Below are 20,443 nucleotides of genomic sequence, written 5' to 3'. Positions count from 1 at the left end.
CCATGACGACCACAACCAAGATCAAGTGCGCGCTGATCGGCCCCGGCAACATCGGCACCGACCTGCTCGCCAAGCTGCAGCGCAGCCCGGTGCTCGAACCCGTGTGGATGGTGGGCATCGACCCCGAATCCGACGGTCTCAAGCGCGCCCGCGAGATGGGCCTGAAGACCACGGCCGAGGGCGTGGACGGTCTCTTGCCGCATGTGCAGGCCGACGGCGTGCAGATCGCGTTCGACGCGACCAGCGCCTACGTGCACGCCGAGAACAGCGCCAAGCTCAATGCGCTGGGCGTGCTCATGATCGACCTCACGCCCGCGGCCATCGGCCCGTTCTGCGTGCCGCCGGTCAACCTCAAGAGCCTGCTCATGGCGGGTGGTGCGCGGCCGGCCAACGTCAACATGGTCACCTGCGGCGGGCAGGCCACCATCCCCATGGTGGCGGCGGTGTCGCGCGTGCAGCCGGTGGCCTACGGCGAGATCGTGGCCACCGTGTCGAGCCGCTCGGTCGGCCCGGGCACGCGCAAGAACATCGACGAGTTCACGCGCACCACGGCCGGTGCGGTCGAGCGCGTGGGCGGCGCGGCCAAGGGCAAGGCGATCATCATCGTCAACCCGGCCGAGCCGCCGCTGATCATGCGCGACACGGTGCACTGCCTCACCGAAGGCCCGCCCGACGAGGCGCGCATCACGGCCTCGGTGCACGAAATGATCGCCGAGGTGCGCAAGTACGTGCCGGGCTACAAGCTCGTGAACGGGCCCGTCTTCGACGGCAACCGCGTGTCGATCTACCTGGAGGTCGAAGGCCTGGGCGACTACCTGCCCAAGTACGCCGGCAACCTCGACATCATGACCGCCGCCGCGGCGCGCACGGCCGAAATGTTCGCCGAAGCGATGCTCGCCAGCCTCCCGCAACCCGAGCCCGCCGTGGCCTAGGAGCACCCCCATGACCACCACGACGAACACGAATCTGAAGGGCCGCCGCGTCACCCTGCACGACATGACACTGCGCGACGGCATGCACCCCCAGCGCCACCTGATGACGCTCGAACAGATGACGCACATCGCCAGCGGGCTCGATGAAGCGGGCGTGCCGCTGATCGAGGTGACGCACGGCGACGGCCTGGGCGGCAGCTCGGTCAACTACGGCTTTCCCGCGCATTCCGACGAGGAGTATCTGGGCGCCGTGATCCCGCTCATGAAGCAGGCCAAGGTGTCGGCGCTTCTGATTCCCGGCATCGGCACCGTGGACCACCTGCGCATGGCGCACGGCCTGGGCGTGCACACCGTGCGCGTGGCCACGCACTGCACCGAGGCCGACGTGTCCGAGCAGCACATCACCATGGCGCGCCGGCTCGGCATGGACACGGTGGGCTTTCTCATGATGGCCCACATGGCCTCGCCCGAGACGCTGGTGCGCCAGGCACTGCTCATGGAAGGCTACGGCGCCAACTGCATCTACGTGACCGACTCGGCGGGCCACATGCTGCCGGACGACGTCACGGCGCGCATCGGCGCCGTGCGTGCGGCGCTCCAGGCCGACACCGAGCTGGGCTTTCATGGCCATCACAACCTCGCGATGGGCGTGGCCAATTCGGTCGCGGCCGTTGCGGCCGGCGCCAACCGCATCGACGCCGCCGCCGCAGGCCTGGGCGCGGGCGCGGGCAACACGCCGATGGAGGTCTTCGTGGCGGTGTGCGACCGCATGGGCATCGAGACCGGTGTCGATGTGTTCCGCATCCAGGACGTGGCCGAGGACCGCGTGGTGCCGATCATGGACCACATGATCCGCGTCGACCGCGACTCGCTCACGCTGGGCTACGCGGGCGTGTACTCGAGCTTCCTGCTGTTCGCCAAGCGCGCAGAGAAGAAGTACGGCGTGCCCGCGCGCGAGATCCTGGTGGAGCTGGGCCGGCGCGGCATGGTCGGCGGGCAGGAAGACATGATCGAAGACACGGCCATCACGCTGGCCCGCGCGCGTCAGGCCGTGCAGCAGCAACAGGAAGGAGTCGCGGCATGAAGCTCGACAAGAACACCATCGCCGCGCTCGCCGAGCACCTGGAGACCTGCGAGCTCGAGGCGCGCGACACGCCCAAGATCACCGACGAGCATCCCGAGATGGACTGGGACGACGCCTACGCCATCCAGAACGAGATCCGCCGCCGCAAGCTCGCGCGCGGCCACCGCATCATCGGGCTGAAGGCCGGGCTCACCTCGCACGCCAAGATGAAGCAGATGGGCGTGACCACGCCGGTCTTCGGCTTCATGGCCGACAACTACGCGTTGCCCGAAGGCGGCGAATGCAAGGTGAGCGAGCTCATCCACCCGAAGGTCGAGCCCGAGATCGCGTTCGTCACCAAGCGCGCGCTCAGCGGCCCGGGCTGCCACATCGGCGCCGTGCTCGCGGCCACCGACTTCGTGCTGCCGGGCATCGAGGTGATCGACAGCCGCTACCGCGACTTCAAGTTCGACCTGAAGAGCGTGGTGGCCGACAACACCTCGGCCTCGCGCTTCGTGGTGGGCGGGCGCGCCGTGCCCGCGAGCGAGGTCGACCTGCGCACCGTGGGCATCGTGCTGGAGAAGAACGGCCAGCCCGTGGCCTTCGGCGCGGGCGCCGCCGTGCTCGGCCACCCGGCCGCGGCGATTGCAATGCTGGCCAACCACCTGGGCGCGCGCGGCGAGGAGATTCCGGCGGGCACGCTGATCCTGTCGGGCGGCATCACCGAGGCCGTAGCCGTGCAGGTGGGCGATGCCGTCACGCTGAAGGTGCAGGGCATGGGCAGCGTGGGCCTGCGCTTCGTCTGATCTGCATCAACCACTGAAGCACACAGCAGGAGTACACGAATGCCCTTTGCCCAGATCTACCTCATCGAAGGCCGCACCGAAGAACAGAAGCGCGCGCTGATCGAGAAAGTGACCCGCGCCATCGTCGAGGCCGTCGACGCACCGAAGGAGAACGTGCGCGTGTGGCTGCACGACATGCCCAAGGAAAACTGGGGCATCGGCGGCGTGTCCGCCAAAGACCTCGGACGCTGACCGCTTCGCGCTGCGGCGCTGTCTTCTTCAAGGCCCTTGCCCGTCGTCGACTGGCAAGGGCCTTGTGCTTTGTACGAACTCCTGGGGGCTTTGTTCACAGTTTCGCCATGTGCCTATGTTTGCCGCACCCGCTTTCGGACTCGTCCGATGGATGGAACGGGACCGTCTTCCTAAGTCATCGGTCAACAAACCGTAGAGCTGGCGCTGCGGTCCCGTTTTCCATTCAGCAGGCACTAGGAATCTCATGGAAACCCCGTGCGCGGCGCACGCAGGTTCTGGGGCACCGAACTCATCGGCACGTTGACGGACGTGATGGACGAACTGCAGCTGCACGGCGCCCACGGCTGGCGCCTGGTGCACTGCGAGCCCGAGGCGTTCCGGCTGGACCGGGTGCCGGTGGGCGAGACGGCATCGGACGCCTGAACGAAAAAAGCCCTAAGTCGTTGAAAACTTAGGGCTTTTTGAGCCATTCCGCCGGGGCGGGGAGGCTGTGTTGGTGGCTCTTCACGGACTCGAACCGCGGACCTGTGGATTATGATTCCATCGCTCTAACCGACTGAGCTAAAGAGCCGTCAGTGCAATTCAGCACCGAGCCCAAAATTATAGCCCAGGCTTTGGGCCCAGTTCAACTCCCGGCGTTTTCAACTCGATTTTTCTGCGATCGGATGCGTCGGATCGCGTTTCGACCTAACCCCGATCGCCTCCGTACGCCGTACAAGCTCGGGTGACAATCCTGCGATGTCTGCGCTGCCACGCGCCCCTTCTGCTGCTGCCCGCACCGCCACCGAGCGCGACGCCATGCCCGACGATCAGTTGATGCTGGCCTACGCCCACGGCGACGCCGCCGCCTTCGACGTGCTTTATGCGCGCCACGAAGGCGGCCTGTTCCGCTTCGTCAAGCGCCTGCTCGGCGCTCGGCTGGCCGCGCAGGCCGACGAGGTGTTCCAGGACACCTGGGTGCGGATCATCTCGGCGCGCGACAGCTTCTCGCCGCAGGGCGCCACCTGGCGCACCTGGGCCTTCACCATCGCGCACAACCTCGCGATGGACCGCCTGCGCGTGAGCGGGCGCGAGGTGACGCTCGATGGCCATGCGACCGACGACGATGGCGACGCGGTGCCTGCGCTCGACCGCGGCGTGCACGGGGCCACCGACTTGTCGGTGCACCCGTCGGCCGAAGAGCTGGCGTTCTGGCGCGCCGCCGGGCGCCGGCTGCTGACCTGTCTGGACGAACTGCCGGCCGAGCAACGCGCGGCTTTTCTCTTGCACCATGAAGACGGCCTGACCGTCGACGCGCTCGCGGCCCGGCTGGAGATCGGCTTCGAGACCGTGCGCAGCCGTCTGCGCTACGGGCTGCAGAAGCTGCGCGGCTGCATGGAACGCTACCTGTCGGTGCTGGAGCAGCGCGCATGAGCACCGGCATGGACGACGACGACCTGCACGACGCGCGGCTGCGCCGCGCGCTGGACCACGCGCCCGACCGCGACGCCGTGCCCGCGGCCCACACGCGCGAGGCGATCCTGAAGATGGCGCACAACCTCGCCGCGGCCTCCGCACCGGCGGCCGGCCCTGCGGTGGAGGCTGCGCCGTGGTGGCGACGCCTGTTCGGTGGCGGCAGCCCCCGCTCGCGCATGCCGTGGAACGCGGCCTTCGCGACCGTGCTCGTGGCGACCTTCGTTACCGTGCTGTGGCATCGCGAGCCGGTGCCCGACGCGCGGCTCGATGGCGAGGCGCAAGTGGCCGGGGCGCCTGCGTCGGCACCGCCTACTCAATCGGCCGAAGCGCCGGCAGTAGCCGCAGCACCTGCGCCAGCCGCTGAACCGGCCGCAACGGCGGACATGACACCGCCCGCTGCGCAGCGCAGCGAAGCGGCGCGCGATGCGAAAGAAACCCTGAAGCAGCGCGAGACGCAGGAAACGCGTGAAGCGTCGCGGCGGCGCGAAGCCCCTGCGGCGGCGGCGTCGGTCCAGAAAGACGAAGCACGGGCGATGGAAAAGGCGGCGCCCGCGGCCCCGGCGGTGCAAGCCCCGGCGCCCGTGCCTGCACCCGCCGCACCGGCCATCGCGTCTGCGCCCATGCCGGCCGCGCCGCCCATGGCCGATGTCGGTCAGAGTCCGATGCCCTACGCAGCCGCACCGCCGGCCGTAGCGCCTGCAGCGTCTGCAGCGTCTGCAGCGCCAGCGCCGATGCAGCGCGAGTCCGCAGACACGACGCCATCGCTTGCCGCGCAAGGCGGTGCCAGCGCGAATGTCGCCGGCATGCAGCGCCGCGCCGCTCCCATGCAAGCCGCACCGGCTCCGTCGGCCGCCGCCAAGGCGGCGCCGCGTGCAGCCACCGAAGCCGTGGCGAGCGGCGGCTTCACGGCACTGGACCGCTGGACGGCGCTCGACATCACGCGCGCCGGCACCACCACGCGCCAGGCGCGCGGCGACACCGAAGGCCTCGCGGCACTGGTGAACACCGTGGCGCGTGCGGCCGCCGCGGCGGGCGGGGAGTTGGGTGCGCCGGTCGAGGCGCGCATCGAACTGCGGCGCGACGGCACGTTGCTGGCCGTGCTCGAGATCGCGGGCGACCAGGTGCGGTGGACGCCGCAGCCGGGCGGCCCCGCATCCATCGGCACGCCGCCGGCGCAGGCGCTCGACGCGCTGCGCACGGCGCTGTCGCGAGCCCGCTGACGGCAACCGCTGCTGCGGTCGCCGGGCCCGCGACGACCAGCCTGATCAGGCGTTCTTGAAGTCCGGCTGGCGCTTGGCCAGGAAGGCGTCCATGCCTTCCTTCTGGTCCTGCGTCGCGAACAGCGCGTGGAACAGGCGGCGTTCGAACATCACGCCGTCGCTCAGGCCGCTCTCGAAGGCACGGTTGACCGATTCCTTGGCCGCCATCACGGCGATCTGCGAGAAGCCCGCGATGATCAGCGCGGCGCCCAGCGCTTCGTCGGCCAGCTTTTCAAAAGGCACCACGCGGCTCACGAGGCCCGCGCGCTCGGCTTCGGCGGCGTCCATCATGCGGGCGGTGAGCGCCATGTCCATGGCCTTGCTCTTGCCCACCGCGCGCGGCAGGCGCTGCGTGCCGCCGGCGCCGGGGATCACGCCGATCTTGATCTCGGGCTGGCCGAACTTGGCGTTGTCGGCCGCGATGATGAAGTCGCACATCATCGCCAGCTCGCAGCCGCCGCCCAGCGCGAAGCCGCTCACGGCCGCGATCACCGGCTTGCGGATCGAGCGGATGGTTTCCCAGTTGCGCGTGATGTAGTCGCCCTTGTAGGTGTCGATGAAGCTGTACTTGGCCATCGCCGCGATGTCGGCGCCGGCCGCGAAGGCGCGCTCGCTGCCCGTGAGGATGATGCAGCCGATGGCGTCGTCGGCGTCGAAGGCCTTGAGCGCCTGGCCCAGTTCGGTCATCAGCGCGTCGTTCAGCGCATTGAGGGCCTTGGGACGGTTGAGGGTGATGATGCCGACCTTGCCTGCTTCGGTCCGCACGTCGATGTTTTCGTAGCTCATGGTGTCGCTGTCTCCGGGGGAGGTGGGGAAAAAAACGCGTCCCACTATACCCAGCCAGGCTTCGGGCCCGCTGACGCGCGGGTGTTTCATTTGAGAATTGTTCTCATCTAGAATGGCCGCCATGGACTTCCCGATGCAAGAACATGCCGTGTTGTTGCGGGCCTATGCCCGGGTGCAGGAGCGTTGCTCGCGCCTGCTGGTGGAGCAGGCCGCCCGGGTCGAGCGGCTCGAGGCGCAGATCGTGCGGCTGCGCGGTGCGCTGGTGGCGCGCGACTCGGCGATTGCCATCGTGCGCGAGGAACTGGCGGCGCGCGCCGCCAAGGGCAGCGCCTTGCCCCAGCGCCTGCATGCGCTGCTGGCGCCGGGCGGCCGGCGCCACCATGCCTTGCCGCCGGGGCCGCAGGTGCCGGCCGACCTGCGGGCCAAGTCAGTGCTGTGCGTGGGCCGTTCGGAAGCGGCGCAAGAAGCGCCTTCGCTGGCGCGCCAGCTCGTGGAGATTGCCGGCGGCCATTACCTGCACCACGACGGCGGCGACGAGGCCGACGACCCCGCGGCGCTCGAAGCGGGCCTGCGCGCTGCCGACCTCGTGATCTGCCAGACCGGCTGCGTGAGCCACGGTGCCTACTGGCGCGTGCAGGACCACTGCCGCCGCACCGGCAAGCCCTGCGTGCTGGTGGGCGAGCCGCAGCCGATGCTGTTCGTGCGGCCGCCGCTGGCGGCGGCCGTCGATCACCCGGCCTGAAAACGAGTTACGGCTTGGCTGCGAGCCAGGCCGTGATCTTGGCCGCGTCGTGCGAGAACAGCCGCCACGTGGTCGAGCCCGTCGGCAGCGTGAGCGGCAGGCGCAGCAGCCGGCGGTCGCGCGCGACGAGGGCGGTGCACTTGGTGGCATCGCCGAGGTACAGAGCCAGGTCGTCGAGCTTCGTGAGGCGCCAGGCCTGCGCGGGTTGCGCCGTGCCCTTGCCGCGACCACCGGTGGCCGGCAGTTCGATGCCGATCCATTCGTCGTTGGCCGAGAAACCGGCCTTTTCGGCGGCGCCGCCGCGCAGCACCACCTTGATCTGCACGCTGCCGCCGGTTTCGGCCACGCGCAGGCCGAGCGCTTGTGCGGGCTGCGAGGGGTCGTCGAGCGTGGCGACGCCGTGTGCGCGCAGCAGATCGGCCAGCGGGAGTTCGTCGGTCGAATGCACCCAGCGCGCGAGCTCGGGGGCGTACGAGCGGCCGCCCACGGCTTCGAGCGCGGCGGCGATGTCGGCCTCGCTGATGGGGCCGCCGTTGCTGTGCGTCCAGAGGTGGCGCATCACGTCGTCGAGCGTGCCCTTGCCTTCCTGGCGCAGCGTGAGGTCGAAGCACAGCGCCACCAGCGCACCCTTGGTGTAGTAGCTGACGGTGCTGTTGGGCGTCTGCTCGTCCTGGCGGTAGTACTTGACCCAGGCGTCGAAGCTCGCGTCGGCCACCGGCTGCACCAGCCGGCCGGGCGTCTGCAGCACCTGGTTGATGGTCTTGTTGAGCAGGCGCAGGTACGCGGCGTCGTCGATGCGGCCGGCGCGGCGCAGCAGCAGGTCGTCGTAGTAGCTCGTGAAGCCTTCGAAGAACCACAGCAGCTGCGTGTAGTTCTCGCGGCTGTAGTCGTAGCTGGCGAACTCCGCCGGGCGCATGCGCTTGACGTTCCAGGTGTGGAAGTACTCGTGGCTGATGAGGCCCAGCAGCGTGGTGTAGCCCTCGGGCTGCTTCTTCTTTTCACCGCGCAGCGGCAGGTCGCGGCGGTTGCAGATGAGCGCGGTGGAGTGGCGGTGCTCGAGACCGCCGTAGCCGTCGTCCACCGCATTGAGCATGAACACGTAGCGATCGATCGGCAGCTTCGGGCCGCCCCGCTTGCCGGCCTTGTCGCCGTGCCAGAAGCGGATCTCGGCTTCGCAGATGGCCTTGGTGTCAGCAATGAGGCGCTCGCCGTCGAACGAGGCCGCGGCGCCCGCGATCACGAAGCGGTGCGGCACGCCGCAGGCCTCGAACTCGGCGCTCCAGAAGGCGCCCATCTCGACCGGGCTGTCGGCCAGTTCGTCGTAGCCGGCGGCGCGGTAGCTGCCGAAGCCGTGCTTGTCGGCCTTCGTCGGCACGAGCGCGGTGGCGCACGACCAGCGCGCGGCGTCGGCCGGCAGCGCGGGCGGCACGATTTCCAGCGCGTGTGGCGCCTCGGTCTGGCCCTCGACACGCAGGCAGACGCTGGTGCCGTTGAAGAAGCCGCGCGTGGCGTCGAGCCAGGCGGTGCGCACCGAGTTGTCGTAGGCGCACACCTGGTAATGCAGCACCAGCGGCTGGCCCGGCACGCAGTCGATCTGCCAGCTGCACTTGTCGAGCTGCGTCAGCACCGGCTTGCGGCGGCCCTGCGTGGCGCGCAGGCCCTGCAGGTTCTTGGCGAACTCGCGCACGAGGTAGCTGCCCGGAATCCACACCGGCAGCGCCACGCGCTGCTGCGCGGCGGGCGCGGCGATGGTCAGCGTGACGGCGAACAGGCGCGCATGCAGGTCGGCGCACTCGACGCGGCAGTGCACGGCGGGCGTGGCGGTGGCTGCGGCCGTGCGCCGGGAAGTCGAGGTGGTCGCCATCGGATCAGTTGGCGGCGGCGAGCTGCTTCTCGACCTGCTCGGCGGGAATCGCACCCGGGACGCGGCTGCCGTCGGTGAAGATCAGCGTGGGCGTGCCGGTGATGTTGTACTTGCGGCCGAACTCCACGTTGCGCTCCAGCGCCGTCACGTTGCAGCTGGTGCCTGCGGCGGCAGGCTTGACGCTGCTTTCCATCCAGTCGGCCCAGGCCTTGCCCGGGTCCTTGCTGCACCAGATGTCGCGCGACTTGGCGGTCGAATCCGGGCCGAGCACGGGGTACAGGAACATGTAGACGGTCACGTTGTCGACCTTCTTCATGTCCTTCTCGAAGCGCTTGCAGTAGCCGCAGTTCGGGTCTTCGAAGACCGCGACCTTGCGCTTGCCGTTGCCGCGCACGATCTTGATCGCGTCCTTCAGCGGCAGCTTGTCGAAGGCGACGGCGGTGAGCTTCTCGACGCGTTCTTCGGTGAGGTTGCGGCGGGTCTTGGCATCGATCAGGTTGCCCTGCAGCAGGTAGTTGCCCTGTTCGTCGGTGTAGAGCAGCTGGCTGCCGCCCACGCGCACTTCGTACAGGCCCGGCACGGGCGTCTTGGTGACTTCCTCGATGGGCGGCAGTTGCGGGATGTGCGTCGGCAGGTTCTTGCGGATCTCGGCCTCGCCCGCGCCGGCGGTGGAGAGCGTGAGCAGCGCGCAGGCGGCGACGAGAAGGTGGCGGACGAAGGTCATCGGGAAGGTTTCGGGAAAAAGGTGGAGGGCTGGTGGGCGCGGGGCGTCAGGCCTTCAGGCCCATGGCTTGTGCGGTGATCCAGTGCTTCACGAAGCGCGTGCGGTCGAAACCGCGCATGCCCCAGTTGCGCAACGCAGGAAGTGGACCCAGGTTGTGCGAGAAAAGTTGCTGCAATCCGTCGGTGGCCAGGCTCATCTGCAGCACGTCGGCGCGGCGGGCGCGTTCGTAGCGGCGCAGCAGGCGGGCGTCGCCCACGCTGCGCCAGTAGTCGCGGGTGCGGATCACGTCGGCCAGCGCGGCCGCGTCGGCCAGGCCGAGGTTCAGGCCCTGGCCCGCCAGCGGATGCACCGTGTGCGCGGCGTCGCCCGCGAGCACCCACGACTGGGTGGGCTGGCCGGGCATCGTGCCGGACCAGCGGTCGGCGATGGCGCGCGACAGCTGCCACACGGCGCGTTCGCTCGTGAGCCGCAGCGAGCCCAGCTCGCCGTGGCTGGCCTCACTCACGGCGGCATTGAATTCTTCGGCGCCTTGCGCGACCAGCTCGGGCACGCGCAGCTGGTCGACCGACCACACCAGCGCCAGCGTCTTGCCGTGCACGCCGCCCAGCGGCAGCAGGGCGAACACCTCGCCGCGGTCGTTGAACCACTGGCGCGCGATGCCGTCGTGCGTGTGCGCGGCCTCGAGCCGCGCGGCAATGGCGTGCTGCGGGTAGCGCGTGACCTCGTAGCTCACGCCCAGTGCCGCGCGCGAGGCGCTGGCCTTGCCTTCGCACACCACCGTGAGCGGCGCGGCCACGGGCTCGGTCACCACGTCGATCAGGGGCTGGAAGCGCACCGCGTCGGCCAGTTGCTGTTCGAGCGCGGGCACGTCGACGATCCAGGCCAGCGCCTCGACCTTCTGGCGCGCGGCGCTGAACTGCACCCGGCCGCCGTCGTCGCCGTGCACCTGCATCTCGTGCACCGGCGTGGCATGGGCCGTGTCGGGCCAGGCGCGCAGCGATTCGAGCATGGTGCGGGACGCCGCGTTGAGTGCGTACGCCCGGATGTCTTCCTTGCCCGCAGGGGCCGGCGGCACCACGAGCGCGACACGCACGCGTTCGCGCGCCAGCAGCAGCGCCAGCGTGCGGCCGACGATGCCGGCGCCGCGGATACAAACTTCGGGGGAAAGGGCCATCGGATGATTGTAGGAGTTGCCTCGCGCGCGGGCGCCGATACCCGTTCATGCGGGAGAATGGCCAGCGATTTCAAAGGAACCCCCACCGTGTCGCAGCCGCCCGCTTTCGATCTCCAGGCCACCATCGCCCGCCTGTTCGTGTACCCCGTCAAGTCGTGCGCCGGCGTCGAGCTCAATGAGATGCTGCTCACCGAAACCGGCCTGGAGTTCGACCGCGCCTGGATGGTGGTCGATGCGCAGGGCGAGTTCGTCACCCAGCGGCAGCTGCCGCGCATGGCGCTCATCCAGCCGCAGATGAAGCACACCGAGGTCGTGCTGCGCGCGCCCGGCATGCTGGCGCTGCACCTGGCCTTCGACCGCGTCGAGCAGCCGGTGCGCGTGCGCGTGTGGAAGGACGAAGTCGCGGCCTACGACATGGGCGACATCGCCGCCCAGTGGTTCAGCGACTTTCTTTCGGAGCCCGGCAAGCCGCAGACGCTGCGCCTGGTGCGCTTCGACCCCGAGCACCAGCGCCTGTCGAGCCTGAAGTGGACCGACGGCGTCGAGGCCCTGAACCAGTTCGCCGACGGCTTCCCGTTGCTGGTGGCCAGCGAAGGCTCGATCGCCGAACTCAACGAGCGCCTGGCGGCGGCCGGCCACGGCCCGGTCGGCATCGAGCGCTTCCGCCCGAACATCGTGCTGGCCGGCATCGAGTCGCACGACGAAGACCGGGTCGACGCGCTACACGTCACCACCGGCGAGGGCGAGGCCGAGCTGCGCCCGGTCAAGCCCTGCACGCGCTGCCCCATTCCCGACATCGACCCGGCCACCGCGCTCAGCAGCCCCGAGGTGGGCGACATGTTGCGCACCTACCGCGCCGACGCGCGCGTGGACGGCGGCATCACCTTCGGCATGAACTGCATCGTGGTGCAGGGCGTGGAGCACATGCTCAAGGTGGGGCAGGTGGTGGGCGCGAACTACCGCTTCGAGTGAGGGGCTGGGCATGCGGCGTGCCCTCGTGGCTGTATTGGCCGGTGTCGCGGCGCTGCTCTACGTCGGCAACCAGTCGCGCTGGGTCGCGCCGCCGCAGACCTCGCCCAAGCTGCTCGCGCACCGCGGCGTGCACCAGACCTTCGACACGCACGACCTGCGCAACGACACCTGCACCGCGCAGCGCATCCATGCGCCGACGCATGGCCTGATCGAGAACACGCTGCCATCGATGCGCGCCGCCTTCGAGGCCGGCGCCGACTGGGTGGAGTTCGACGTGCATCCCACGCGCGACGGCCAGTTCGCGGTGTTCCACGACTGGACGCTCGAGTGCCGCACCGACGGCCGCGGCGTGGTGCGCGAACACACGCTGGCCGAGCTGCAGGCGCTGGACGTGGGCCACGGCTACACGGCCGATGGCGGCAAGACCTACCCGCTGCGCGGCCAGGGCGTCGGGCTGATGCCGAGCCTGGCGCAGGTGCTGGCCGCCTTTCCGTCGCAGAGTTTCCTGATCCACATGAAAAGCCGCGATGCGGCCGAAGGGCGGCTGCTCGCGCGCCACCTCGCGGCGCTCGATGCGGCGGCGCTGGCACGGCTCGCGGTCTATGGCAGCGACGAACCCGTCGTCGCGTTGAAGCAGGCACTGCCGGCCGTGCGCGTGGCGCCGCGCGGGGCGCTGGTGCAATGCCTGCTGCGCTACGAGGCGCTCGGCTGGTCGGGTCATGTGCCCGAGGCGTGCCGGGGCGGGCTGATGCTGGTGCCCGCCAATGTCGCGCCCTGGCTCTGGGGCTGGCCGCACCGGTTGCAGCAGCGGCTGGAAGCTGCGGGCACGCAGCTGATCGTGGTCGGTCCCTACACGGGCGGCGATTTCAACGGCGGCATCGACAGCGCCGAGGCGCTCGCGGCATTGCCGACCGACTACCGGGGCGGCCTGTGGACCAACCGCATCGAGCAGATCGGGCCGCTGGTGCGCCAGCGCACGTCCAACTGAGCCTCAGAAGCTCACGCCGGCGATCAGGATGATGTTCGCGTAGGGCGTGCATTCGCCCGTGCGCACGATGGCGCGGGCCTTCGCGCTGCGGCGCTTGAACTCCTCGTGCGACACCGTCTGCGGTGCGATGCCCAGCGACTGCGGGTACCAGCCCGGCAGCGCCTTCGCGTCGCCTTGCAGCGCTTCGTCGGCCACCACGATGGCTTCGACCTGCATCTCGGACAGCACCGCCTTCAGCACATCGGTGATCCCCGGCACACCGCGCGCCACGGCCAGGTCGATGCGGCGCGGGCCGTCGGGAATGGGCAGGCCGGCGTCGCCGATCACCAGCATGTCGCCGTGGCCCAGCGAGGCGATCACGTGGGAGAGTTCGGCGTGCAGCAGGGGAGAGCGTTTCACAGCGTGATCCAGTCGGGGGGTAGGGGGCTGCGCAGCACGGCGTCGCGCAGCGGAATGGAGGGTTGGGCACCGGGCTGCTGGATGCACAGCGCGGCGGCGCGGATGCCCAGGCGCACGGCTTCGTCGAAGGATTGGCCTTCGCCCAGCGCCACGGCGAGCGCGCCCAGGAAGGTGTCGCCGGCGGCGGTGGTGTCGACCGCCTGCACCTTCGGCGCGGGATGGTGGCGCGCGCCGTCGGCGTCGACCGCCACGGCGCCGCGCGAACCCAGCGTCACGACCACGCGGGCGATGCCGCGCGCGCGCAGTGCCTGGCCGGCCTGCGCTGCTTCTTCGGGGCTGTCGGCGTTCTGGCCCGACAGGGTCTGCGCCTCGATCTCGTTGACCACCAGCGTGTCGATGCGGGGCCAGAGCGCCTCGGCGATGGCTTGCACCGGAGAGGGGTTGAGCATCACCGCGCAGCCCGCGTCGTGCGCGGCGTTGATGGCGCGTGTCACCTGGTCCATCGGGGTCTCGAACTGCGCGACGAGGAAGGCCGCGCCCTGCACCTGCTGCGTCAGCGAGGCTTCGTCGATGGCGACGCGCGCGTTGGCGCCGGGGATCATCACGATGCGGTTCTGGCCGCTGTCTTCCACGAGGATCAGCGCCGTGCCGGTCGGCTCGCCCGCCACGGTGCGCAGCGCGGCGGTGTCGATGCCGTCGCGCGCGAGCGCCTCGCGCAGGGCCGCGCCATGTGCGTCGTCGCCCACGCAGCCGATCATCTGCACCTGCGCGCCTTGGCGTGCGCAGCTCACGGCCTGGTTGGCGCCCTTGCCGCCGGGGATGGCGTCGATCGAGCGGCCCAGCAGGGTTTCGCCCGCGGCCGGCGCGTGCGGCACGCGCAGCACGATGTCCATGTTCAGGCTGCCGAGCACCACGATGCGCGGCGGCGTGGAGGAAGAAAGAGGCTGAAGGCTCACGAGGTGCGGGACTTGGAAGGTGTGGCGGTGGTGGAAGGAGTGGGCGTCACGCCGGTTTCGCGAAAGCCCGCGTGGCGCGCGGTCGAGGCGCGCACGCGCAGCTCGGGCTGCAGCACGACCTTGCGCGCGTCGCGGCGCTTGCCGCCCATGCGCTCCAGCAGCATGTCGACCGCCAGCGCGCCGATGCGCTCCTTGGGCTGGGCCACGGTGGTGAGCGGCGGGCTGGTGTAGGCCGACAACTCGATGTCGTCGAAGCCCACGATGGACAGTTCGTCGGGCACGCGCACGCCGCTTTCATGCGCGGCGCGCAGCGCGCCGATGGCCATCAGGTCATTGCACACGAACACGGCCGAAGGCTTCTGCTCGGTACGCAGGATGGCGTGCATCGCCTCGTAGCCGCCCTGGCTGGTGAAGCCGCCGCGCCACAGCAGCGCGTCGGCGTTGGGTGCCGAGCCGGTTTCCGCCAGTGCCATGCGCCAGCCTTCGATGCGCTGCTCGCTCGAGGTCACGCCCAGCGGCCCGCCGATGCAGGCGATGCGCTTGTGGCCCAGCGACAGCAGGTGCCGCACGGCGAGCAGGCCGCCTTGCATGTGGGCGGTTTCCACCAGGTCGCAGGCCGGGTCGGCGATCTCGCGGTCGACCAGCACCGTGGGAATGCGCAGGCCGCGCAGCTGGGTGGCGAGCGAGTCGTCCTCGTCGGCGCCGGTCGACACCACGATGAGCCCGTCGATGCGGCGCTCGGCCAGCACCTGCAGGTACACGCTCTGGCGCCGGGGCTCGTCGTCGGTGTTGCACAGCACCAGCGTGTAGCCGGCGCCGAAGCAGCGGTCTTCCACGATGCGCACGATCTCGGCGAAGTAGGGGTTCGAGCTGTTGGGAATGAGCATGCCCAGCGTCGAGGTGGTGTTGCTCTTGAGGCTGCGCGCCATCGCGTTGGGCACGTAGCCCAGTTCGCGGATCGCCAGCTCGACGCGCTCGCGCACCTTGGCGCTCACGTGGCGCGTGTCGTTGACGACGTGCGACACGGTGGTGACGGAAACGCCCGCTTGGAGTGCGACGTCCTTGATGGTGGCCATGGTTGTGTGGGTTCCTTGAGGCTCAGGCCAGTCGACGATCGGCCCGGCGCTGACGCAGGGTGTCGATGATGACGGCCACCACGATCACCGCGCCCGTAATGATGCGCTTGCTCGGTTCGCTCGCGCCCACCTGCGCCAGGCCGGCCTCGAGCACGGCGATGATCAGCACGCCGAAGAAGGTGTTGACCACCGAGCCGCGCCCGCCCATGAGGCTGGTGCCGCCGATGACCACGGCCGCGATCACCTGCAACTCGATGCCCACGCCGGCGTTCGGGTCGGCCGCTTCGAGGCGGGCCGACTGCATCAGGCCCGCGAGCCCGGCCAAGAGGCCGGTCACGGCGAACACGATGATGCGGATCGGCCGCGGGTCGATGCCCGCCAGGCGCATGGCTTCCTCGTTGGTGCCGATGCCGACCACATGGCGGCCGAACACGGAGCGCGTGAGCACCAGCTGTCCCACGGCCACCAGCACCACGGCGAGCACGAAGGCGGCCGAGATGCCGCCGATCCACGGCGCGGCCAGGCCCGAGATGGCGTCGCCCACGTACTGCGTGCGCGAGTCGGTGACCAGGTAGGCACCGCCGCGCACGGCTTCGAGCATGCCCAGCGAGACGATGAAGCTGGGCAGCCGCCACGCGACCGACACCGCGCCCGTCACCGTGCCGCAGATGAGGCCGGTGGCCAGGCCCAGCAGCGCGGCCAGCGGCACCGAGAGCTTCCATTCGAGGATGGCGGCGGCCGTGACGGCCGCGCTCAGCGCGAGCACCGAGCCCACCGACAGGTCGATGCCCGCGATGATGAGCACGAAGGTCATGCCCACCGCCATCACGGCCAGCGCCGGGATTTCGTTGGCGATGGAGATGAAGGTCTCGCGCGTGAGGAAGTATTCGCTCATCGAGCCGAACAGCGCAATCATGCCCAGCAGCACGACGGTCAGGCCCAGGTAGGTGCCAAGCTGGCCCTTGAGCGCGGACGGCGGCTTGCCGGCGGCGGCGGAAGCAGGAGAAGAGGGAGAGGCTGCGTTCATGGTCGTCAGGCGTCGGCGGAAGTCGGGGCGGAGGCTGCGGAAGAAGGGGCGGAATCCGCCGGGGAGCCGGGCACGCGGCCCGTGGCGTCGCTGAAGGCGGCGGCGAGCAGCGACTGTTCGCTCCACTCGCCGCGCTCGAACACCGCGACCAGCCGGCCGGCGCTCATCACGCCGATGCGGTCGCACATGGCCATCAGCTCGCGCAGGTCGCTGGACACCATCAGGAGCGCCTTGCCGGCGTCGGTCATGCGGTCGAGTTCGGCGTACAGGTCGGCGCGCGCGCCCACGTCCACGCCGCGCGTGGGTTCGTCCAGCAGCAGCACCTTGCATTCGCGGTGCAGCCAGCGTGCGAACACCACCTTCTGCTGGTTGCCGCCGCTGAGCGTGGACACGGGTTGTTCGATGCTGCGCGAGCGGATGCGCAGCAGCTCGACCAGCCGGCGGGCAATCTGGCGCTCCTTGGCGCGGCGCAGCCAGCCGGCATGCGAGATCGCGCCGAGGTCGCTCAGCGTGGCGTTGACGCGGATCGGCTGTGACAGCAGCAGGCCCTGCGACTTGCGATCTTCGGTGACGAGGCCGATGCCCGCGCGAATGGCCTGCATCGGCGAGCGCCAGCCCTTGCGCGCATGCCGCACGGGCTGCGCGGCGGGCGTGCCGTCGTGCAGCACGACCTCGCCGCGGTCGGCGCGGTCGGCGCCGAACAGCAGCCGCACGAGCTCGGTGCGGCCCGAGCCGACCAGCCCGGCCAGGCCCATGACTTCGCCCGCGCGCAGTTCGAGATCGACGTCGCGCACCACCTGCGCCCGGCCGATGCCACGCGCGCTCAGCAGCACCGGGCCCGCCACGCGACGCGCGCGGCCTTCGTGCTCGTGCACCGCGCGCCCGACCATGCGCTGCACCAGTTCGGATTCGCGCACGCCGGCCATGGCGCGCACGTCGACCAGCTTGCCGTCGCGCAGCACCGCCACGCGGTCGGCGATGCGCTGCAGTTCTTCGAGGCGGTGCGACACGTAGACGATCGCCACGCCGCGCAGCTTCAGCAGCTCGATCTGCTCGAACAGGTGCGCGGTTTCGCGCGGCGTGAGCATGGCGGTGGGTTCGTCGAGCACCAGCACGCGCGTGTCGTCCTGCAGGTTGCGCGCAATTTCCACCATCTGCTGCTGGCCGATGCCCAGCCGCGCCACCGGCGTGGCCGGGTCGATGCCGTCCAGGCCGATCTTGGCGAGCTGGCGCTCGGCCAGCTCGTGCAGCGTGGCGCGGCGGATCCAGCCGCTCTTGTGCGGCAGGCGGTCGAGCAGCAGGTTCTCGGCCACCGACAGCGTGGTGACGAGGCCGAGTTCCTGCATGACCATGCGCACGCCCAGGCGCTCGGCGTCGCGGCGCGAGGCCGGCGCGAAGGGCTGGCCATCGAGCAGCATGCCGCCGCGCGTGGGCTGCACCAGCCCACAGACGATCTTCGACAGCGTGCTCTTGCCCGCGCCGTTCTCGCCCGTGAGCGCCAGCACCTCGCCGGCGCGCAGCTCGAGGGAGACGTCGTCGAGCACCGGCGCCGCGTAGTCCTTGCCGACCGTGCTCAGGGAGAGCACGGCGGTGGGTAAGGGCGGATTCATGGCGGCGTCGGGTGCGGCAGTCAAAACGAGGTCTTCTTCTTTTTAGAGGGGAGCGGAATGGCTTACTTGGACGACTTGGTGACCAGCACCACGTCGGTCTTCACTTCGGCCGGCATTTCCGATTGCTTCTTCTTGTCGGCGATGGCCTTCAGTGCGGTCTCGATGCCGAACACCGCCTGCTTGGCGGCGAACTGGTCGGCGGTGGCGAGCACGCGGCCGTCCTTCAGCATCGGCTTGATGGCGCCGATGTTGTCGTAGCCCACCACCAGCACCTTGCCGGTCTTGCCCGCGGCCTTGACGGCGGCCACGGCGCCCAGCGCCATGCTGTCGTTGCCGGCCAGCAGGGCCTTCAGGTCGGGGTGCTCGCGCATCATGCCGGCGGCCACGGTGTTGCCCTTGTCGATTTCCCACTGGCCCGACTGCACGCCGACCACGGTCATGCCGCCGGCCTTCATGGCGTCCTGGTAGCCCAGCGTGCGCTGCTGCGCATTGAAGGTGGTCGACACGCCTTCGATGATGCCGACCTTGTCGCCCGACTTCAGCTCCTTGGCGAGTGCGTCGCCGACCAGCTTGGCGCCGGCGCGGTTGTCGGGGCCGACAAAGGGCACCTGGATGCCCTTTTCCTTCAGGGCATCGGCGTCGAGCCGGTTGTCGATGTTCACGACCAGGATGCCCTTGTCGATGGCCGCCTTGATCACCGGCACCAGCGCCTTCGAATCGGCGGGTGCGATGACCAGCGCGTTGATCTTCTGCGCCACCATCTGCTCGACCATCTTGATCTGGGCGGCGGTGTCGGTCTCGTCCTTGATGCCGTTGGCCACCAGCGTGTACTGCGCGGCGTTGGCCTTCTGGTGCGCCTTGGCGCCGTCTTCCATGGTGCGGAAGAACTCGTTGGCCAGCGACTTCATGACCAGCGCGACCTTCGGCTTGTCCTGCGCGAAGGCGGGCGTTCCGGCGATGGCGCCCAGCAAGGTCAATGCGGCAGCGCTTTGCAGGGTACGGCGGGTGAACTTCATGGTGGATGTCTCCTGAAATGAGGGGTCAGAGCGGAACGCCGGTCTGTGCCGGGGGCCCCGATGTTAATCGAGGGAAACGTTTGCGCAAACGTTTGCCAGTCGGGTCAAACCCTGAGCCTTTCGGGCCTCGAAGCCGCTGCCAGAGGGCTTTCGTGCGGAGTCGAGTGGCTCGGAAAAGGCACGCGGGTGTGGCGGGAAGGGCGCCCGACCAAGGGGAGAACCCGGTCAGCCTAAAATCGGGGGTTACCCAAGAGGACCTCCCATGAGTTTGCAATGCGGCATCGTCGGCCTGCCCAACGTCGGTAAATCCACCCTTTTCAATGCGTTGACCAAGGCCGGCATCGCAGCGGAAAACTATCCGTTCTGCACCATCGAGCCCAACGTGGGCGTGGTGGAAGTGCCCGATCCGCGGCTCGACCAGCTGAGCGAGATCGTCAAGCCCGAGCGTGTGGTGCCCGCCATCGTCGAGTTCGTCGACATCGCCGGCCTGGTGGCCGGTGCCAGCACCGGTGAAGGCCTGGGCAACAAGTTTTTGGCGCACATCCGCGAGACCGACGCCACCGTGAACGTGGTGCGCTGCTTCGACGACGAGAACGTGATCCACGTGGCCGGCAAGGTCGACCCGATCTCCGACATCGAGGTGATCCAGACCGAGCTGTGCCTGGCCGACCTGGCCACGGTCGAGAAGGCGCTGCACCGCCACACCAAGGTGGCCCGCTCGGGCGACAAGGACGCGCAGAAGCTCGTCGGCCTGCTCGAACGCTGCCAGGCCGCGCTGAACGAGAACACGCCGGTGCGCGCGCTCGAGTTCACGAAGGAAGAGCTGCCGCTGGTGAAGAGCTTCACGCTCATCACCGCCAAGCCCGCCATGTTCGTGGGCAACGTGTCGGAAGACGGCTTCGAGAACAACCCTTACCTGGACCGCCTGCGCGAGTACGCCGCCAAGCAGGGCGCGCCCGTGGTCGCCATCTGCGCCAAGATCGAAGCCGACCTAGCCGAGATGGACGACGAAGACAAGAAGATGTTCCTGGCCGAGATCGGCCAGGAAGAACCGGGCCTGAACCGCCTGATCCGCGCCGCCTTCAAGCTGCTGGGCCTGCAGACCTACTTCACCGCCGGCGTGAAGGAAGTGCGCGCCTGGACCATCCACATCGGCGACACCGGCCCGCAAGCGGCCGGCGTGATCCACGGCGACTTCGAGAAGGGCTACATCCGCGCCCAGACCATCGCGTTCGACGACTACATCGCCTTCAAGGGCGAGCAGGGCGCGAAGGACGCAGGGAAGATGCGGTCGGAAGGCAAGGAATACGTCGTGAAGGATGGCGACGTGATGAACTTCCTCTTCAGCTCCTGATTTCGCTCG

At 69.5% G+C, this 20,443-nt stretch carries 20 protein-coding genes, 1 tRNA gene and 1 pseudogene; 11 read left to right on the top strand and 11 right to left on the bottom strand.

Features of this window, described 5'->3' with window-relative positions; translation table 11 throughout:
• Positions 1 to 2: 2 nt before the first annotated feature.
• The 5 genes and pseudogenes from FFI97_RS20790 (at position 3) to FFI97_RS33660 (ending at position 3,455) form a co-directional block, all read left to right on the top strand.
• The gene (locus FFI97_RS20790; protein WP_139706654.1) at positions 3 to 932 is read left to right on the top strand and encodes an acetaldehyde dehydrogenase (acetylating); all 930 of its coding nucleotides are present in this window, start codon (positions 3 to 5) and stop codon (positions 930 to 932) included.
• A gap of 10 nt (positions 933 to 942) precedes the next feature.
• Positions 943 to 2,016 (top strand): 4-hydroxy-2-oxovalerate aldolase, encoded by a 1,074-nt coding sequence (gene dmpG, locus FFI97_RS20785; RefSeq protein ID WP_139706652.1) that lies wholly within the window; start codon positions 943 to 945, stop codon positions 2,014 to 2,016.
• A complete protein-coding gene (gene dmpH, locus FFI97_RS20780; protein WP_139706650.1) occupies positions 2,013 to 2,801 on the top strand; it encodes a 2-oxo-3-hexenedioate decarboxylase in 789 nt (262 codons plus the stop codon). Before dmpG ends, dmpH begins: the two co-directional genes overlap by 4 nt.
• A gap of 33 nt (positions 2,802 to 2,834) precedes the next feature.
• A pseudogene (locus FFI97_RS20775) lies at positions 2,835 to 3,032 on the top strand (2-hydroxymuconate tautomerase); the annotation flags it as partial.
• 255 nt (positions 3,033 to 3,287) lie between these two features.
• Positions 3,288 to 3,455 carry a hypothetical protein gene (locus tag FFI97_RS33660; protein WP_185993673.1) on the top strand — a complete coding sequence of 56 codons (168 nt, stop codon included), beginning with the start codon at positions 3,288 to 3,290 and terminating at the stop codon, positions 3,453 to 3,455.
• Positions 3,456 to 3,526: 71 nt separating this feature from the next.
• Here FFI97_RS33660 and FFI97_RS20770 read toward each other — a convergent pair.
• Positions 3,527 to 3,603 (bottom strand) — tRNA-Met (locus FFI97_RS20770).
• Positions 3,604 to 3,770: 167 nt separating this feature from the next.
• On the opposite strand from FFI97_RS20770, the gene FFI97_RS20765 reads away from it, so the two are divergent.
• Complete coding sequence (locus FFI97_RS20765) at positions 3,771 to 4,445, top strand: sigma-70 family RNA polymerase sigma factor (protein WP_139706648.1); 675 nt, start codon at positions 3,771 to 3,773, stop codon at positions 4,443 to 4,445.
• Positions 4,442 to 5,707, top strand: coding sequence for a hypothetical protein (locus FFI97_RS34030; RefSeq protein WP_260685085.1), 1,266 nt, complete (start codon positions 4,442 to 4,444; stop codon positions 5,705 to 5,707). The genes FFI97_RS20765 and FFI97_RS34030 overlap by 4 nt, the downstream gene beginning before the upstream one ends.
• Positions 5,708 to 5,752: 45 nt before the next feature.
• Here FFI97_RS34030 and FFI97_RS20755 read toward each other — a convergent pair whose 3' ends face one another.
• Positions 5,753 to 6,532, bottom strand: a complete 780-nt coding sequence (locus tag FFI97_RS20755; RefSeq protein WP_062481985.1) for an enoyl-CoA hydratase — start codon at positions 6,530 to 6,532, stop codon at positions 5,753 to 5,755.
• A gap of 133 nt (positions 6,533 to 6,665) precedes the next feature.
• On the opposite strand from FFI97_RS20755, the gene FFI97_RS20750 reads away from it, so the two are divergent.
• Entirely contained in the window at positions 6,666 to 7,274 is a 609-nt protein-coding gene (locus FFI97_RS20750) for a DUF2325 domain-containing protein (protein ID WP_144004496.1), read from the top strand.
• A 7-nt stretch (positions 7,275 to 7,281) separates the two neighbouring features.
• Here the strand turns inward: FFI97_RS20750 and FFI97_RS20745 are convergent, their stop codons facing one another.
• Genes FFI97_RS20745 through FFI97_RS20735 form a run of 3 tightly spaced genes read right to left on the bottom strand, consistent with a single transcriptional unit; the run spans position 7,282 to position 11,036 of the window.
• Entirely contained in the window at positions 7,282 to 9,138 is a 1,857-nt protein-coding gene (locus FFI97_RS20745) for a M61 family metallopeptidase (protein WP_139704828.1), read from the bottom strand.
• Positions 9,139 to 9,142: 4 nt separating this feature from the next.
• A complete protein-coding gene (locus tag FFI97_RS20740) occupies positions 9,143 to 9,862 on the bottom strand; it encodes a DsbC family protein (RefSeq protein ID WP_062481991.1) in 720 nt (239 codons plus the stop codon).
• Positions 9,863 to 9,908: 46 nt separating this feature from the next.
• Positions 9,909 to 11,036: an FAD-dependent monooxygenase gene (locus FFI97_RS20735; protein WP_139704825.1), complete on the bottom strand. Its 1,128-nt coding sequence runs from the start codon at positions 11,034 to 11,036 to the stop codon at positions 9,909 to 9,911.
• A gap of 57 nt (positions 11,037 to 11,093) precedes the next feature.
• On the opposite strand from FFI97_RS20735, the gene FFI97_RS20730 reads away from it, so the two are divergent.
• Together FFI97_RS20730 and FFI97_RS20725 are read left to right on the top strand one after the other, a co-directional pair.
• Entirely contained in the window at positions 11,094 to 12,008 is a 915-nt protein-coding gene (locus tag FFI97_RS20730) for an MOSC domain-containing protein (RefSeq protein ID WP_409574637.1), read from the top strand.
• Positions 12,009 to 12,018: 10 nt separating this feature from the next.
• Complete coding sequence (locus FFI97_RS20725) at positions 12,019 to 12,996, top strand: glycerophosphodiester phosphodiesterase family protein (RefSeq protein WP_139704821.1); 978 nt, start codon at positions 12,019 to 12,021, stop codon at positions 12,994 to 12,996.
• A gap of 3 nt (positions 12,997 to 12,999) precedes the next feature.
• On the opposite strand, the gene rbsD is transcribed toward FFI97_RS20725, so the two are convergent.
• From rbsD to FFI97_RS20695, 6 genes are all read right to left on the bottom strand, one after another.
• Positions 13,000 to 13,395, bottom strand: a complete 396-nt coding sequence (gene rbsD, locus FFI97_RS20720; protein ID WP_139704819.1) for a D-ribose pyranase — start codon at positions 13,393 to 13,395, stop codon at positions 13,000 to 13,002.
• On the bottom strand, positions 13,392 to 14,351 hold the full coding sequence (rbsK, locus tag FFI97_RS20715; RefSeq protein ID WP_139704817.1) for a ribokinase: 960 nt from the start codon (positions 14,349 to 14,351) through the stop codon (positions 13,392 to 13,394). The genes rbsD and rbsK overlap by 4 nt, the downstream gene beginning before the upstream one ends.
• Positions 14,348 to 15,427 (bottom strand): LacI family DNA-binding transcriptional regulator, encoded by a 1,080-nt coding sequence (locus tag FFI97_RS20710; RefSeq protein ID WP_139704815.1) that lies wholly within the window; start codon positions 15,425 to 15,427, stop codon positions 14,348 to 14,350. Before FFI97_RS20710 ends, rbsK begins: the two co-directional genes overlap by 4 nt.
• Positions 15,428 to 15,449: 22 nt before the next feature.
• Positions 15,450 to 16,454 (bottom strand): ABC transporter permease, encoded by a 1,005-nt coding sequence (locus FFI97_RS20705; protein ID WP_062482008.1) that lies wholly within the window; start codon positions 16,452 to 16,454, stop codon positions 15,450 to 15,452.
• Between the two features lie 5 nt (positions 16,455 to 16,459).
• Entirely contained in the window at positions 16,460 to 18,064 is a 1,605-nt protein-coding gene (locus FFI97_RS20700; RefSeq protein WP_139704813.1) for a sugar ABC transporter ATP-binding protein, read from the bottom strand.
• 62 nt (positions 18,065 to 18,126) lie between these two features.
• Complete coding sequence (locus FFI97_RS20695; RefSeq protein WP_062479141.1) at positions 18,127 to 19,080, bottom strand: sugar ABC transporter substrate-binding protein; 954 nt, start codon at positions 19,078 to 19,080, stop codon at positions 18,127 to 18,129.
• Between the two features lie 262 nt (positions 19,081 to 19,342).
• Here FFI97_RS20695 and ychF point away from each other — a divergent pair, with 262 nt between their 5' ends.
• Complete coding sequence (gene ychF / locus FFI97_RS20690; RefSeq protein WP_062479140.1) at positions 19,343 to 20,434, top strand: redox-regulated ATPase YchF; 1,092 nt, start codon at positions 19,343 to 19,345, stop codon at positions 20,432 to 20,434.
• The last annotated feature ends 9 nt before the right edge of the window (positions 20,435 to 20,443 follow it).

Origin of the sequence: Variovorax sp. KBS0712, from assembly GCF_006323185.2 — a bacterium.
GTDB lineage: Bacteria > Pseudomonadota > Gammaproteobacteria > Burkholderiales > Burkholderiaceae_C > Variovorax > Variovorax boronicumulans.
The sequence above is the reverse complement of the archived record's forward strand: the minus strand, read 5'-3'. Positions and strand labels throughout refer to the sequence as shown.

Coding starts and splice junctions, on each gene's coding strand:
- FFI97_RS20790 (WP_139706654.1), top strand. CDS start 3: ATGACGACCACAACCAAGATCAAGTGCGCGCTGATCGGCCCCGGCAAC.
- dmpG (WP_139706652.1), top strand. CDS start 943: ATGACCACCACGACGAACACGAATCTGAAGGGCCGCCGCGTCACCCTG.
- dmpH (WP_139706650.1), top strand. CDS start 2,013: ATGAAGCTCGACAAGAACACCATCGCCGCGCTCGCCGAGCACCTGGAG.
- FFI97_RS20765 (WP_139706648.1), top strand. CDS start 3,771: ATGTCTGCGCTGCCACGCGCCCCTTCTGCTGCTGCCCGCACCGCCACC.
- FFI97_RS34030 (WP_260685085.1), top strand. CDS start 4,442: ATGAGCACCGGCATGGACGACGACGACCTGCACGACGCGCGGCTGCGC.
- FFI97_RS20755 (WP_062481985.1), bottom strand. CDS start 6,532: ATGAGCTACGAAAACATCGACGTGCGGACCGAAGCAGGCAAGGTCGGC.
- FFI97_RS20750 (WP_144004496.1), top strand. CDS start 6,666: ATGCAAGAACATGCCGTGTTGTTGCGGGCCTATGCCCGGGTGCAGGAG.
- FFI97_RS20745 (WP_139704828.1), bottom strand. CDS start 9,138: ATGGCGACCACCTCGACTTCCCGGCGCACGGCCGCAGCCACCGCCACG.
- FFI97_RS20740 (WP_062481991.1), bottom strand. CDS start 9,862: ATGACCTTCGTCCGCCACCTTCTCGTCGCCGCCTGCGCGCTGCTCACG.
- FFI97_RS20735 (WP_139704825.1), bottom strand. CDS start 11,036: ATGGCCCTTTCCCCCGAAGTTTGTATCCGCGGCGCCGGCATCGTCGGC.
- FFI97_RS20730 (WP_409574637.1), top strand. CDS start 11,094: ATGGCCAGCGATTTCAAAGGAACCCCCACCGTGTCGCAGCCGCCCGCT.
- FFI97_RS20725 (WP_139704821.1), top strand. CDS start 12,019: ATGCGGCGTGCCCTCGTGGCTGTATTGGCCGGTGTCGCGGCGCTGCTC.
- FFI97_RS20710 (WP_139704815.1), bottom strand. CDS start 15,427: ATGGCCACCATCAAGGACGTCGCACTCCAAGCGGGCGTTTCCGTCACC.
- FFI97_RS20705 (WP_062482008.1), bottom strand. CDS start 16,454: ATGAACGCAGCCTCTCCCTCTTCTCCTGCTTCCGCCGCCGCCGGCAAG.
- FFI97_RS20700 (WP_139704813.1), bottom strand. CDS start 18,064: ATGAATCCGCCCTTACCCACCGCCGTGCTCTCCCTGAGCACGGTCGGC.
- FFI97_RS20695 (WP_062479141.1), bottom strand. CDS start 19,080: ATGAAGTTCACCCGCCGTACCCTGCAAAGCGCTGCCGCATTGACCTTG.
- ychF (WP_062479140.1), top strand. CDS start 19,343: ATGAGTTTGCAATGCGGCATCGTCGGCCTGCCCAACGTCGGTAAATCC.